Genomic DNA, 14,462 nt, shown 5'->3' on the forward strand with positions numbered 1-14,462 from the left:
AACACGCATGAGCGCCCACCTGCAGAAGTCGTCGGGGATGAAGTTCCACAAGTACGTCCCGTTCCAGGACCAGATCGAGGTCGCCCTGCCGGACCGCACCTGGCCGGACAAGGTCATCGAGAAGGCGCCGCTGTGGTGCGCCGTGGACCTGCGCGACGGCAACCAGGCCCTGATCGACCCCATGGGCCCCGAGCGCAAGCTGCGCATGTTCCAGCTGCTCGTCGGCATGGGCTTCAAGGAGATCGAGGTCGGCTTCCCCTCCGCCTCGCAGACCGACTACGACTTCGTCCGCCAGCTCATCGAGGGCGACCACATCCCGGACGACGTCACCATCCAGGTCCTCACCCAGTCCCGTGAGCACCTGATCGAGCGCACCTTCGAGGCGCTCGAGGGCGCCGACCGGGCCATCGTGCACCTGTACAACTCGACGTCGGTGCTGCAGCGCCGCGTGGTGTTCCGGCAGGACGAGGACGGGATCGTGGACATCGCGACCTCCGGCGCGCGCCTGGTGAAGAAGTTCGAGGAGCAGCTCAAGGGCACGCAGATCACCTACGAGTACTCGCCCGAGTCCTACACGGGCACCGAGCTCGAGTTCGCCCGGCGCATCTCGGACGAGGTGGCCACGGTCCTGGAGGCCTCCACCGACCGCAAGATGATCCTGAACCTGCCGGCGACGGTGGAGATGTCCACCCCGAACGTGTACGCCGACTCGATCGAGTGGATGCACCGCAACCTGGAGCACCGCGACTCGCTCATCCTCTCCCTGCACCCGCACAACGACCGCGGCACGGGCGTGGCCGCCGCCGAGCTGGGCTACCTGGCCGGGGCGGACCGCATCGAGGGATGCCTGTTCGGCAACGGCGAGCGCACCGGCAACGTCGACCTGGTGACGCTGGGCATGAACCTGTACTCGCAGGGCGTCGACCCCATGATCGACTTCTCCGACATGGACCACGTCAAGCGCACGGTCGAGTACTGCAACCAGCTGGCCGTGCCCGAGCGCTCGCCCTGGGGCGGCGACCTCGTCTTCACGGCCTTCTCCGGCTCCCACCAGGACGCCATCAAGAAGGGCTTCGAGGCCATGGAGGTCGACGCCAAGGCGGCCGGCACCGACGTGGACGGCATCCCGTGGGCCGTGCCGTACCTGCCCATCGACCCGAAGGACATCGGCCGCTCCTACGAGGCCGTCATCCGCGTGAACTCGCAGTCCGGCAAGGGCGGCGTCGCCTACCTGCTCAAGTCCGAGCACAACCTGGACCTGCCGCGCCGCGCGCAGATCGAGTTCTCCCACGTCATCCAGGATCTGGCCGACGCCCAGGGCGGCGAGGTCTCCGGCGCCGACCTGTGGCGCGTGTTCCAGGACGAGTACCTGCCCGCCGACGCGGCGGAGGCGCAGTGGGGCCACTACCGGCTCCGCTCGGTCTCCTCGGCCTCCGGCGAGGACGGCGCGTTCCGGATGGAGGCCGAGCTCGAGGTCGACGGCGTCACGCAGACCCGCGCGGCGCAGGGCAACGGCCCGATCGACGCGTTCCTGCGCATCCTCGGCGAGGAGGGCGTGGACGTCCGCGTGCTCGACTACTCCGAGCACGCACTGTCCGAGGGCGGCGCGGCCATGGCCGCCGCCTACGTGGAGGCGGCCGTGGGCGACCGTGTCCTCTGGGGCGTTGGCCTGGACCACAACACCACCACCGCCTCGCTGAAGGCCGTGGTGTCCGCGGTGAACCGCGCCCTGCGCGCGTGAGCGGCTCCGGCTCCTCTTGGCGGGGTGCGCGGCACGGCGGCTACGCGGCGAACTCGTTCCGCACCGAGGCCATCGTGCTGCGCACCCACCGTCTGGGGGAGGCCGATCGCATCGTCGAGGCGCTCACCCCCGAGCACGGCTTGGTCCGGGCCGTGGCCAAGGGGGTGCGCAAGACGTCCTCCCGGCTGGGCTCGGTGGTGGAGCCGTTCATGCACTCCACGCTCCAGCTCGCGCGCGGCCGGGGCGAGCTGCACACCGTGAGCCAGGCGCAGCTGCTGCACCCGTACGCGACGATGCTGGCCGCCGACTACGACGCCTACACCGTCGCCGGCGCCCTCGCCGAGGCCGTCGAGCGGGTCCCCGCGGTGGACGACGACGGTCGGCGCGCCCAGTACCGCCTCTTCCACGGCGCGCTGGCCGCGCTGGCCCGCGGTGCGCACGACCCACGCCTGATCCTGCACTCGTTCCTGCTGCGCGCGCTCGCCCAGGCCGGCTGGGCCCCCACCTTCGACCGGTGCGCCCGCTGCGGCGCCCCCGGCCCGCACACGGCGCTGCACGTGGGCCTCGGCGGGGCCGTCTGTCTCGAATGCAGGCCACCCGGTGCCGCGCACCCAGCCCCGGAGACCTTCGACCTGCTCTCGGCCCTCGCGGCGGGGGACTGGGCCACCGCGGACGCCTCCGGGGCCCCCGCCCGCCGCGAGGCGGCCGGTATCGTGGCCGCGTACCTGCAGTTCCACGCCGAGCGGCGCCTGGTGTCCCTGTCCGTCCTGGACCAGGACCTCGGCCTCCCCGCCCCGCGCGTCGAGAGGAGACCATGAGCGCCGACCGAGCCCCGCAGTCCCCGCCGCCGCACCCCTCGGGTGCGGTCGCCCCGCGGATCGACCCGCGTTTCGTGCCCCGGCATGTGGCGATCGTGATGGACGGCAACGGACGGTGGGCCAACCAGCGCGGCCTGCCCCGCACCGAGGGCCATCGGGCCGGCGAGGCGGCGCTGCTGGACGTCGTCGCCGGGGCGGTGGAGCTGGGGATCGGCCACGTGTCCGCGTATGCGTTCTCCACGGAGAACTGGCGGCGCTCGGCGGAGGAGGTGCGCTTCCTCATGGGCTTCTCCCGGGACGTGCTGCGCCGGCAGCGGGACACCCTGCACTCGTGGAACGTGCGGATCCGGTGGAACGGGCGGGCCCCGCGACTCTGGACCCCCGTGATCCGGGAGCTGCAGGAGGCCGAGGAGCTCACGCGCCACAACACCGGGACCACCCTGCACATGTGCGTGAACTACGGCAGCCGCGCCGAGATCCTGGACGGCGTCCAGGCCATCGCCGAGGAGGTCCGGGCCGGCCGGATGCGGCCGGGGGAGATCACCGAGGACGTCATCACCCGCTACCTCGACCGCGGTTTCCGCACGGGTCAGGACGTCGACGTCGTCCCGGACGTGGACCTGTTCCTGCGGACCTCGGGGGAGCAGCGCCTGTCCAACTATCTGCTGTGGCAGTCCGCCTACGCGGAGCTGCTGTTCCTGGACGTGCTGTGGCCGGACGTCGACCGGCGGACCCTGTGGGCCGCCGTCGAGACCTACGCCCGACGGGACCGCCGCTACGGCGGCGCCGTGGACACCCCTCAGCCGGCACCGTCGTCCGGCGCGCCGGACTCGGCCTCGGACGCCGACGGCGGCGCGTAGGCGCCCAGCCACGTGAGCGTCGCGGCACCGGCCGCCTCGCGCACCGACGCGGGGGAGGCGAACACGTCGTGCAGCGCGTCGGGGAGCCGGTGGACGGTCACCCGGTTGCCGAGCCGCAGGGAGCGTCGGGCCATGGCGTCGGGGTCCAGGACGATGTCCGAGGTCAGCATCGCCTCGGCGTAGGACGTGCCCCGATGCCCGCGCGCGGAGACGAGCACGAGGATCGGCACGGAGACGTCGAGCCGCCCGGCCACGGCCCGGTGCCCCGAGAGGACCGCGCTCAGCCAGGCGGCCGGCACCTCGAACGCGTGCGGAGGACGCCAGAGCGGGTGCAGGTCCCATTCGCCCTCGGCCTGGTCCGAGAGGGTGCGCCAGTAGTGGTCGATGCGCGGCAGCGTGAGCACGGCGTAGGGCTTCATGGCGGAGACGGGCCCCACGATGGACTTCGCCAGCAGGCGCACCCCCGCGCTGCCCTGCATCTCCAGCCACGGGCTGTTGAGCACGAGCGCGGCGAGGCGGCCGGGATTCCGGTCCGCCCACAGCGCGGCGATCAGCCCGCCGGTGGAGTGCCCCATGAGGATGGGCGGCAGCGGGTGATCCTGGGCGATGGTCTCGAACGCGGCCTCGAGGTCCGCGTCGTAGCGGGTCAGGTCGTCCGTCCAGCCGGGCGTCTGTCCCGCGCGCAGCGAGCGGCCGTAGTGGCGGAGGTCGACGGCGTGGAAGGCGTAGCCGGCGGCCTCGAACGCGTGGGCGAGCGGGGCGTTGTAGAAGTAGTCGCTCCAGCCGTGCACCGAGAGGATGGGCCGGCGGGCCGGGTCACGGGGGGCGTCGGTGCGCGGACGCACCACTGTGACAAGGTTCTGTCCTTGTTCATCGGTGTCGAGGCCGAGGGTGCATCGTTCGAAGCCCGGCAGTCCGTCCGGGACCCAGCCCAGGCCCGGCGGGTCGTCGAGGAACGGGCGGGTGTCCTCCTCCGTCGGTCCGCCGGCGGGGGCGCCGTGCGGGGCGGAGGGGTCCGGGGGCGGCGGCTGGATCGGGTCACGGGCCATCCGACCACTCTAGGAGGACCCTGGGCGGGCGGGAGGCCCGTGCGAGGATGGGGGCATGCAGCTGCCTGATCCCAAGTCCGCCGTCGACGGCCTCCTGACCTCCCGCGCGCCTCGCCTGTACCCGCCCTTCTTCCGTGCCGTGTTCGGCGGCATGGACGCGGAGCAGGCGCACCATCGGGGCTTCGACGCGATCCGGCTGGTCGAGCGCACCGGGGCGTCCGCCGCCCTGCGCGCCGCCTTCCGCCCGGACCCGCTGCTCGCGCGCACGGTCATGGGCCTGCGGTTCCCGACGCCCTTCGGCCTGGCCGCGGGGTTCGACAAGGACGGCCGGGGGACCGCCGCCCTGGCCGACCTCGGGTTCGGCCACATCGAGGTCGGCACGATCACGGCGCAGCCGCAGCCCGGCAACCCGCAGCCCCGACTGTTCCGTCTCGTGGACGACCGGGCGCTGGTCAACCGCATGGGCTTCAACAACGACGGCGCGGCGGCCGTCGCCCCCCGCCTGGCGCGGACCCGGCAGACCCTGGAGCGCCGCTTCGGTCCGACCCGGCCGGTCCTGGGCGTGAACATCGGCAAGACCAAGGTGGTCCCGCTCGAGGACGCGGCGGACGACTACCGGGCCTCGACCCGCCTGCTCGCGCCCCACGCCGACTACCTGACGGTCAACGTGTCCTCCCCGAACACGCCGGGGCTGCGCCAGCTGCAGGAGATCGACGCGCTGGAGCCGATCCTCACGGCGGTGCGCGAGGAGGCCGACCGTGCGGTCCCGGGCCGGCGGGTGCCACTGACCGTGAAGATCGCCCCGGACCTGGCGGACGACGACGTGCGCGCCGTCGGGGCGCTCGCCGAGCGCCTCGGGCTCGACGGCGTCATCGCGACCAACACGACCGTCTCCCGCGAGGGTCTGCGCACCCCGCGTGCCGACGTGGACGCCCTGGGCGCGGGCGGCCTGTCCGGGGCCCCGCTCCAGGAGCGGTCGATGCGGGTGCTGGAGGTCCTGCGGACGGCGCTGCCGACGGGCACCGCCGTCGTCAGCGTGGGCGGGGTGACGGACGCCGACGACGTCCAGGCCCGGCTCGACGCGGGCGCGGACCTCGTCCAGGGCTACACCGCGTTCCTCTACGAGGGGCCGTTCTGGGCCGGCCGGATCACCGCCGGGCTGGCCCGGTCCCTGCGGGGCTGACGGTCTGCTCGCCGGGGCCGCGACGGCCCGGACCCACCGGGGTCCGGGCCGTGGCGCGGTGTCGTGTCAGGCGGGGTACTCGCCCCGCTTGACCTGGGGCTTGGGCAGACGCAGGCGGCGGAACTGCAGGGCCCGCATGATGCCGTAGAAGCCGGTCCCGGGCTCCGGCGTGCCGAAGCGCTCCGTCAGGCCCTTCTTGATGTGCCGGCTGACCAGGAAGCTCTCGATGAGCACGAGGGCCACGAGGACGTACAGGCTGATCATCAGGATCAGCTGCGCCTCGCGGCCGGGGATGAACATGAGCAGGACGTAGGCGAAGACGACGGGCATGAGCCACTCGCCGATGCCGGAGCGCGCGTCCACGTAGTCACGGACCCAGCGCTTCTGCGGTCCCTTGTCGCGCGCCGGGAGGCCGCGCTCGTCCCCGGTCTCCAGCGCGGCGCGCTGGCGCATCCGCTCCTGGGCCATCGCCTGACGCTCGGCCTTGCGGGCCGCCTTGCGATCCTCGGGGACCAGGGTGCGACGGCGCGCGGCCTCCTGGTCGCGGCGCCGCGGAGTCGGGCCCTTCTTGCCCTGCGAGCGGTCGCGCGGCCCGGCCTCGGCCACGGCGGCGCCCTCGGCGGGAGCGGCCGAGGAGCCGTGAGTCGAGGGGGCGGGCGCGGTCTCGGGGGTCTTGTCTCGCTTGAACACCCCTCCAGTCTAGTGGTGGGGCGCGTCCGGCCCGCCCGGAGGCGCGGCCCTCGGCTCGGTCGCCGTCTACGCTGGCCGTCATGACTGACATCACCTCCCGTGCGCCGCAGGACGCGGCCCTCGTCTCCGCCGTCCGTGAGGCCGTCGAGGCCCGTTTCCCGACGACCCTCCAGACCCTCACCGACCTCGTGGCGATCCCGGGCATCGCCTGGGACTCCGCGGACCGCGCCCAGCTCGAGCGGTCCGCGGAGGCCGTCGCGGGCCTGCTGCGCGAGGCGGGCCTGCAGGATGTGGAGATCGTGACCGAGACCCGCGACGACGACCGGCCTGGCGGGCCGGCGGTGATCGGCGAGAAGCCCGGCGCCTCCGACAAGCCCACCGTCTTGTTGTATGCCCACCATGATGTGCAGCCGATCGGGGACGAGGACCTCTGGGACACCCCGCCGCTCGTGGCCACCGAGCGCGGCGGGCGGCTGTACGGCCGCGGCGCCGCCGACGACAAGGCCGGCATCATGGTCCACCTCGCCGCCCTCGCCGCTCTGCGGGACGTCCTGCCCGACGCCGGCGTCGGCGTCCGCGTCTTCATCGAGGGCGAAGAGGAGGCCGGCTCGCCCACCTTCCGCACCTTCCTGGAGAAGCACCGGGCGCGCCTCGACGCCGACGCGATCGTGGTCGCGGACTCGTCCAACTGGGCCGTGGGGGAGCCCGCGCTGACCACCTCCCTGCGCGGGCTGGTGGACGGCACGGTGACCGTCCGGGTGCTCGACCACGCCGTGCACTCCGGCATGTTCGGCGGGCCGGTCCTGGACGCCGTCGTCCTGCTCTCGCGGCTGATCGCCACGCTCCACGACGCGGACGGCGCGGTCGCCGTGCCCGGCCTCGAGCCGCGGCAGACCGCGGGCCTGGACTACCCCGAGGACGTCTTCCGTGCGGACGCGGGCGTGCTGGACGGGGTGACCCTGGCCGGCCGCGGCCCGGTCGCGGACCGGCTGTGGAACGCTCCCGCGCTGAGCATCATCGGGATCGACGCGCCCTCGGTCGCGGAGTCCTCGAACACGATCCAGCCCGCGGCGCGCGCGAAGTTCTCGCTGCGCCTGGGCCCCGGCATGGAGCCCGCGGAGGCCTTCGAGGCGCTGCGCACCCACCTGGAGGCGCAGTCCGCGGCGGTGCTCGGCGCGGAGATCACGGTCACCGCGGGGGAGTTCGGTCAGCCGTTCACGACGGACACCTCGGCCCCCGCCGCGGCCGCGATGATGGCCGCCCTGGAGGACGCCTGGGGCGTCGAGCCCCGGGCGATCGGCATGGGCGGCTCCATCCCGTTCACCGCGGACCTCGCCGAGGTCTTCCCGGAGGCCACCCTCCTCATCACGGGCGTGGAGGACCCGGACACGCGGGCGCACTCGGCCAACGAGTCGCTGCACATCGACGACTTCCAGCGGGCCGTCGTGGCCGAGGCGCTCTGGCTCGCGCGGCTGTCCGCGTGAGTGCCGCCCGGCCCGTCGGTGCGGCGGGCCGGGAATACTCCGTGGGCGGCTAGTGTTGTCCGGGAGACCACACGCGCGTGACGGCCCCGTCCGCGCCCCATGATCTGAGGAGGTCACGATGGCTCTGTCCGCAGAGGAGACCGGCGTCGAGATCGGCGCGACCCAGGACGCCGAGGGCCTGCCCCCGCACGAGGTCGAGCTGACCGACGTGGCGGCCGGCAAGGTGCGCTCGCTGCTCGAGCAGGAGGGCCGCACGGACCTGCGGCTGCGCGTCGCCGTGCAGCCGGGCGGCTGCTCGGGCCTGATCTACCAGCTCTACTTCGACGAGCGCGTCCTCGACGGCGACACCGTCCGTGACTACGACGGGGTCGAGGTGATCGTCGACAAGATGAGCGTGCCCTATCTCATGGGCGCGACCATCGACTTCGAGGACACCATCTCGAAGCAGGGCTTCACGATCGACAACCCCAACGCGGGCGGCTCGTGCGCCTGCGGCGACTCCTTCCACTGATCTGCGGGCGCCCGGAGCGCCTCGGACCGCGAACCGGCGGGTCGGCCTCGGCCGGCCCGCCGTCGTCGTGCCCGGGCGTCGCACCCAGGAGGCTCGGACCCGACTCCCAGACACGATCGGCACGTGTCACGGTGCGGAGAATCCGCGCGTTTCGGCTTAGACTGGCTCTGAATCATCAGGGCATACCCGTGCTCCCTGCGAGGACGCTGCGAGAAGTCGCCGAATCGCCGGGGGAGCGGGGACGCCCCTCGCACACGAGATGAAGAGGAAGGCCGTCTGTGAGAGCACAGAATGACGCCGGACGTCGGACTCGCCGCCGCTGGACCGCCGGTGCCGTGGGCACCACGGCGCTCCTGGTGCTGACCGGCTGTTCGGCAGAGGTCCAGCGCGGCTGGTACCCCGGCACCCGGGACACCACCAACCACAACGCCCAGCTCACCGACCTGTGGGTGAACTCCTGGATCGCGGCCCTGGTCGTGGGCCTGCTCGCCTGGGGCGCCATGATCTGGTGCATGGTGGCCTACCGCCGCCGCAAGAACGACCAGGGCTTCCCGAAGCAGACGGCCTACAACGTGCCGCTCGAGACCATGTTCACGGCCATCCCGATTCTGATGGTCTTCACCCTCTGGGGCTTCACCGACCGCGTCCAGACCGAGGTCGACCGCCCCGTGGACGACTCGCCGCTGACCGTCACCGTGTACGGCAAGCAGTGGTCCTGGGACTTCAACTACTCCTACGAGCAGGAGAACGGCGAGGTCATCGAGGCCCACTACTCCGGCATCCAGGCCCAGCTGGACGGCACCGAGGGCGTGCGTGACACCCTTCCGGTCCTGTACCTGCCGAACGACGTGCCGGTGCACTTCGAGCTGAAGTCCCGCGACGTGGCGCACTCCTTCTGGATCCCGCAGTTCCTCCAGAAGCGCGACATGATCCCCGGCAAGACCAACCACCTCTACCTGACCCCCCAGGAGCTGGGCAGCTACGACGGCAAGTGCGCCGAGCTGTGCGGCGAGTACCACTCCGAGATGCTCTTCAACGTCGAGGTCGTGGACGAGGCCGAGTTCGTGGACCGCCTCGAGGAGATGGAGCCGGGTCAGGTGGGCGAAGAGTACAGCCGCAACCCCAACAACAACCCTGACGGCGCCGGGACGATGGAGCGCGATCTCCAGACCCCCCGCGGTGGAGGTAGCCACTGATGACCACTTACGAGTACGCAACGGATGAGGTGCGCTCACAGGCGCAGCCTCGTGTGGTGCCCCGTTCGCTGGGCAAGATCGTCGTCAGCTGGCTGACGACGACCGACCACAAGGTGCTCGGGTACATGTACCTGATCACGTCCTTCATCTTCTTCTGCATCGGCGGCGTCATGGCCCTCATGATCCGCGCGGAGCTCTTCGAGCCCGGCATGCAGATCCTGCAGACGAAGGAGCAGTACAACCAGCTGTTCACCATGCACGGCACGCTCATGCTGCTCATGTTCGCGACCCCGCTCTTCGTGGGCTTCGCCAACGTGCTGGTGCCGCTGCAGATCGGCGCTCCGGACGTGTCCTTCCCGCGTCTGAACGCCCTGGCGTTCTGGTTCTTCCTGTTCGGCTCGCTCATCGCGACCGCCGGCTTCCTCACCCCGCAGGGTGCGGCCTCGTTCGGCTGGTTCGCCTACGCCCCGCTCTCCAACACCACGTACTCGCCGGGCGTCGGCGGTGACCTCTGGGTGTTCGGTCTGGTCCTCCAGGGCTTCGGCACGATCATGGGCGGCGTCAACTTCATCACCACGATCCTGACGATGCGTGCTCCTGGCATGACGATGTGGCGCATGCCGATCTTCACCTGGAACACGCTCATCACCGGCATCCTGATCATGGTGGCGTTCCCGCCGTTTGCCTCCGCGCTCTTCGCGCTGGGCCTGGACCGTCGCTTCGGCGGCCACATCTTCAACCCGGAGAACGGCGGCGCCATCCTGTGGCAGCACCTCTTCTGGTTCTTCGGCCACCCCGAGGTGTACATCATCGCCCTGCCGTTCTTCGGCGTCGTGTCGGAGATCATCCCGGTGTTCTCCCGCAAGCCGATCTTCGGCTACAAGTCCATCGTGTTCGCGACGACGGCGATCGCCGCGCTCTCCGTGACGGTGTGGGCGCACCACATGTACGTGACCGGCGCCGTGCTCCTGCCGTTCTTCTCCGTGATGACCATGCTCATCGCGGTCCCGACCGGCGTGAAGTTCGTGAACTGGATCGGCACCATGTGGCGCGGTTCGATCACCTTCGAGACCCCGATGCTGTGGACGCTCGGCTTCATGGTCACCTTCCTGTTCGGTGGCCTGACCGGCGTCATCCTGGCGTCGCCGCCCCTGGACTTCCAGGTGTCCGACACGTACTTCGTCGTGGCGCACTTCCACTACGTCGTCTTCGGCACCGTGGTGTTCGCGATGTTCGCCGGCTTCTTCTTCTGGTGGCCGAAGTTCACCGGCAAGATGCTGAACGAGCGTCTCGGCAAGATCCAGTTCTGGATGCTGTTCGTGGGCTTCCACGGCACGTTCCTGATCCAGCACTGGCTCGGTGTCATCGGCATGCCCCGTCGCTACGCGGACTACATGGTGGAGGACAGCTTCCAGGCGATGAACGCGTTCTCCTCGGTGTTCTCCTTCGTTCTCGGCGCGTCGCTGATCCCGTTCTTCTGGAACGTCTACATCACCTCGCGCTATGGCAAGAAGGTCACCGTGGACGACCCGTGGGGCTTCGGCGCCTCGCTCGAGTGGACCACTTCGTGCCCGCCGCCGCGGCACAACTTCCACTCCCTGCCGCGCATCCGCTCCGAGCGTCCGGCGCTGGATCTGCACCACCCGGAGCTCTTCCCGCACTCGCCTCAGAACACGTCTGAGGCCTTCGGAGAGAAGGTCGCCCAGTGAAGGTCGCAGCCAACATCTTCTGGATCATCGGCCTGTTCTTCATCGCAGCCGCCACCCTCTACGGGTTCTGGGTCGAGTGGACCGAGTGGGCAGGCATCCCGGCCATCTACGCCGTGGGCGGGATGTCCTGGATGATCGCGTGGTACCTGAACGTCACCGAGCGGAAGTACGGCGTCGGGCCCGCCGATGATGCGGACGGCCAGATCGCCGACTACGCCGGCACCTACGGCACCTTCGCTCCCTGGAGCTGGTGGCCGCTGGGCCTCGGCCTGGCCTGCGCGATCATCGTGACCGGTCTGGCCGTCGGCTGGTGGATCTTCATCATCGGCGTCATCGCGGGCGCCTACTTCACCTTCGGGTGGGTCTACGAGTTCTCTCGGGGCAAGTACGCCCACTGACCCGACCGTCGTCGAACGCCGCAGGCCGGACCCCTTGGGGTCCGGCCTGCGGCGTTTTCATGCCGCGTGTGCTGCGGAGCGACACGGCGCCGTCGCGGGCAGCCAGCTCCTGCGCCGCGGGGCCGGTCACGGCGACCGGCCTACTCGCCGCTCGGGGGCCAGGCGTGGTGCCCGGGTGAAGGGTTCGCCTGGTGGCCCGTCCCGCTGTCTCGTGGTCTGCGTAGGCCCGGGCATCGACCGCCGCGCAGAGTCAGCGGCGCGCCAGGAGCGCCTCACCGCGCTGCCCATGACGACGTCTGCGTGCCGCGGCGGCACTTGAATGGGCCGTCCCGTCGCGCGTCCCGTTGATGCCCGTGCCCGCGACTCCTACGCCGCTCTCAGCGGCCGGAACGAGCCTCGTCACGTAGAGACCGGGCAGGGGAGTCGCACGGGGTGCAGGCCAGCAGGGCCGTCGCTTGTGACGGTCCACGTGGCGAGGTGAGGGTGACACTTTCGGTGGGCGCCGGACGAGGCCCCCTCCGCCCCCTCTGCACCGTCCGAGGGGGCGGGGCCGGCCCGGCCTCCGGAGAGCCCGTGGCCGCGTCCGCACGGGCACCTGCCACGCACTGTCGACAGCTCCTCGGTCAGGAAGAAAGGGCTGGCCGGTGGTTGCGGCGATGGGCCTCATCATCACCATCGGTGCATCGGTGCATCGGTGCATCGGTGCAGCGGAGTACGGCTTGGCTCTGCACCGGTGCCCACCATGTTGACCGTGACGCCGTGGCCTGCATCCGGGCCGTCGTCCATCTCGGGGCCCAGGGGTGGCGGATGGCCACCCTGCCGGGACAGCCCCCGCCGCCAGGACACACCGTCGGGCACGGGCCCGCGGCACCTGGGAGTCCGGAACCGGGCACGTGGCCGTCAGCAGGGGCCGGGCACGTCCCAGGCTGGCGGGAAACGCTGGGCAGGCCCACGGGGGTGGCCCGGGACCGGCGGGCCTGAACCCTTCGCCGTCCATGCGGGCCGATGCGCGCCGCGGCGTCGGGGCTGCTCAGGGCAGCGCGTCCTCGAGGTCACCCTGGGAACGTCGAAGGGCCCCACGCACCATGGTGCGTGGGGCCCTTCGTCAGGGAATCAGCCGCTCGGGATCAGCGATCCAGGTGAGGGGCGTGCGAGCCGTGCTCGAGCTCGACGGGGTGCTCCTCGTGGCCGTGCTGGCCGTGGGTGCGGGCCTCCACCAGCTCCTCGCGGGAGACCGGGGCGACGCGATCCTGGTAGAACATGCGGTTCAGGCCGGCACGGGCCTTCTCCAGCATGCCCACCTTGCCGTTGCGGCCGGGGATGGCCGGCACCGGGCGACGATCCTCGAAGGACACCAGGCGGTACAGCTCGTAGTCGGTGAGCTGACGGTGCCGCTCGTGGAAGCCGCCCTCGGGGGACATCTCGATGACACCGGCCTCGTGGCCGTGGAGCACGAGCTCACGGTCCTTGCGCTGCAGGGAGAGGCAGATGCGGCGGGTGACGATGAAGGCGATCACCGGGCCGAGGAAGAACAGCGCGCGCAGCACGTACAGCACGTCGTTCAGGGAGAGGCGGAAGTGGGTGGCGATGAGGTCCGAGGACGCGGCCGCCCACATGACGCAGTACCAGACGACGGCGGCCACGCCGATGCCCGTGCGGGCCGGGGCGTTGCGCGGACGGTCGAGCAGGTGGTGCTCAGTGTTGTCCTTGGTGATCCACCGCTCGATCCAGGGCCAGGTGCACATGCCGACGAGCAGGACGCCGACCGGGATCAGCGGCACGAGCACGCCCATGGGCAGGGACACCGAGGAGCCCCACGGCATCGGGATGTTCCAGAGGAAGGAGTAGTCGCCGATCATGCCCGGCATGAGGCGCAGGGCGCCGTCGAACACGCCGATGTACCAGTCGGGCTGGGTGCCGGCCTGCACCGGGGACGGATCGTACGGGCCGTAGTTCCAGTTGGCGTTGATCGTCACCGTGGAGGCGATGAGCGCGAGCACACCGAACACGATGAAGAAGAAGCCGCCGGCCTTGGCCGCGTACACGGGGCCCACCGGGTAGCCGACCACGTTGTCCTCGGTGCGGCCCGGGCCCGGGTACTGGGTGTGCTTGTGCACGACGACCATGAACAGGTGGATGCCGATCAGCAGCAGGATGGCGGCCGGCACGATCATGATGTGCAGGGCGTACAGGCGGCCGATGACCGAGTGGCCGGGGAACTCGCCGCCGAAGAAGAAGGCGGAGAGGTACGTGCCCACCAGCGGCAGCGACTTCAGGATGCCGTCGATGATGCGCAGGCCGTTGCCGGAGAGCACCTCGTCGGGCAGGGAGTAGCCGGTGAAGCCGGCGGCCCAGCCGGCCATCAGCAGGAAGCAGCCGACCAGCCAGTTCAGCTCACGCGGGCGACGGAACGCGCCGGTGAAGAACACGCGCAGCATGTGGACGGACATGGCCGCCACGAACATCAGCGCCGCCCAGTGGTGCAGCTGGCGCATGAACAGGCCGCCGCGCACGTCGAACGAGATGTCCAGGGTCGAGGCGTAGGCCGCGGACATCTCGATGCCGCGCAGCGGGGCGTAGGCCCCGTCGTAGACGACCTCCGACATGGAGGGGTCGAAGAAGAGGGTGAGGAACGCGCCGGACAGCAGCAGGATGACGAAGCTGTACAGGGCGACCTCGCCGAACATGAACGTCCAGTGGTCCGGGAAGATCTTGCGGCCGAAGAACTTCACGATCGGCGACATGCCCATGCGGGTGTCGACGAAGTTGGCGATGCGGCCGGTCGTGGTCGCCGGCTGGAACTCATTCACGGTGGTGCTCATA

General features: G+C 71.0%; 12 protein-coding genes. 9 read left to right on the forward strand and 3 right to left on the reverse strand.

Annotated elements, in window-relative coordinates; translation table 11 throughout:
* The first annotated feature begins 7 nt into the window (after window positions 1–7).
* From leuA to ABIB16_RS02950, 3 genes are read left to right on the forward strand one after another with little or no spacing between them, the layout of a single operon-like run.
* The gene (leuA, locus tag ABIB16_RS02940) at window positions 8–1,741 is read left to right on the forward strand and encodes a 2-isopropylmalate synthase (protein WP_041103744.1); all 1,734 of its coding nucleotides are present in this window, start codon (window positions 8–10) and stop codon (window positions 1,739–1,741) included.
* A complete protein-coding gene (recO, locus tag ABIB16_RS02945; protein WP_041103746.1) occupies window positions 1,738–2,559 on the forward strand; it encodes a DNA repair protein RecO in 822 nt (273 codons plus the stop codon). The genes leuA and recO overlap by 4 nt, the downstream gene beginning before the upstream one ends.
* The gene (locus ABIB16_RS02950) at window positions 2,556–3,419 is read left to right on the forward strand and encodes an isoprenyl transferase (protein WP_041103748.1); all 864 of its coding nucleotides are present in this window, start codon (window positions 2,556–2,558) and stop codon (window positions 3,417–3,419) included. The genes recO and ABIB16_RS02950 overlap by 4 nt, the downstream gene beginning before the upstream one ends.
* Here ABIB16_RS02950 and ABIB16_RS02955 read toward each other — a convergent pair.
* Window positions 3,359–4,468 carry an alpha/beta hydrolase gene (locus ABIB16_RS02955; RefSeq protein ID WP_041103750.1) on the reverse strand — a complete coding sequence of 370 codons (1,110 nt, stop codon included), beginning with the start codon at window positions 4,466–4,468 and terminating at the stop codon, window positions 3,359–3,361. The genes ABIB16_RS02950 and ABIB16_RS02955 overlap by 61 nt on opposite strands.
* 55 nt (window positions 4,469–4,523) lie before the next feature.
* Between ABIB16_RS02955 and ABIB16_RS02960 the strand changes: the two genes are divergently transcribed.
* Window positions 4,524–5,651, forward strand: coding sequence for a quinone-dependent dihydroorotate dehydrogenase (locus tag ABIB16_RS02960; RefSeq protein WP_052520058.1), 1,128 nt, complete (start codon window positions 4,524–4,526; stop codon window positions 5,649–5,651).
* Window positions 5,652–5,717: 66 nt separating this feature from the next.
* Here ABIB16_RS02960 and ABIB16_RS02965 read toward each other — a convergent pair whose 3' ends face one another.
* Window positions 5,718–6,341 (reverse strand): DUF3043 domain-containing protein, encoded by a 624-nt coding sequence (locus ABIB16_RS02965; RefSeq protein WP_134417002.1) that lies wholly within the window; start codon window positions 6,339–6,341, stop codon window positions 5,718–5,720.
* Window positions 6,342–6,421: 80 nt separating this feature from the next.
* Here ABIB16_RS02965 and ABIB16_RS02970 point away from each other — a divergent pair, with 80 nt between their 5' ends.
* The 5 genes from ABIB16_RS02970 to ABIB16_RS02990 all read left to right on the forward strand — a co-directional run bounded on the left by ABIB16_RS02970 (window position 6,422) and on the right by ABIB16_RS02990 (window position 11,639).
* A complete protein-coding gene (locus ABIB16_RS02970; RefSeq protein WP_134417001.1) occupies window positions 6,422–7,825 on the forward strand; it encodes a dipeptidase in 1,404 nt (467 codons plus the stop codon).
* A 118-nt stretch (window positions 7,826–7,943) separates the two neighbouring features.
* On the forward strand, window positions 7,944–8,336 hold the full coding sequence (gene erpA / locus ABIB16_RS02975) for an iron-sulfur cluster insertion protein ErpA (protein WP_002854644.1): 393 nt from the start codon (window positions 7,944–7,946) through the stop codon (window positions 8,334–8,336).
* Window positions 8,337–8,614: 278 nt separating this feature from the next.
* Window positions 8,615–9,532: an aa3-type cytochrome oxidase subunit II gene (ctaC, locus tag ABIB16_RS02980; protein WP_041103759.1), complete on the forward strand. Its 918-nt coding sequence runs from the start codon at window positions 8,615–8,617 to the stop codon at window positions 9,530–9,532.
* Entirely contained in the window at window positions 9,532–11,241 is a 1,710-nt protein-coding gene (ctaD, locus tag ABIB16_RS02985; protein WP_101962534.1) for an aa3-type cytochrome oxidase subunit I, read from the forward strand. Before ctaC ends, ctaD begins: the two co-directional genes overlap by 1 nt.
* Window positions 11,238–11,639 (forward strand): cytochrome c oxidase subunit 4, encoded by a 402-nt coding sequence (locus tag ABIB16_RS02990; RefSeq protein ID WP_036315109.1) that lies wholly within the window; start codon window positions 11,238–11,240, stop codon window positions 11,637–11,639. The genes ctaD and ABIB16_RS02990 overlap by 4 nt, the downstream gene beginning before the upstream one ends.
* 1,127 nt (window positions 11,640–12,766) lie before the next feature.
* Here the strand turns inward: ABIB16_RS02990 and qcrB are convergent.
* A complete protein-coding gene (qcrB, locus tag ABIB16_RS02995) occupies window positions 12,767–14,461 on the reverse strand; it encodes a cytochrome bc1 complex cytochrome b subunit (RefSeq protein WP_069941591.1) in 1,695 nt (564 codons plus the stop codon).
* Between the last annotated feature and the right edge of the window lies 1 nt (window position 14,462).

It is taken from the genome of Micrococcus sp. UYEF5, assembly GCF_040546065.1.
Classification (GTDB): Bacteria; Actinomycetota; Actinomycetes; order Actinomycetales; family Micrococcaceae; genus Micrococcus; species Micrococcus luteus.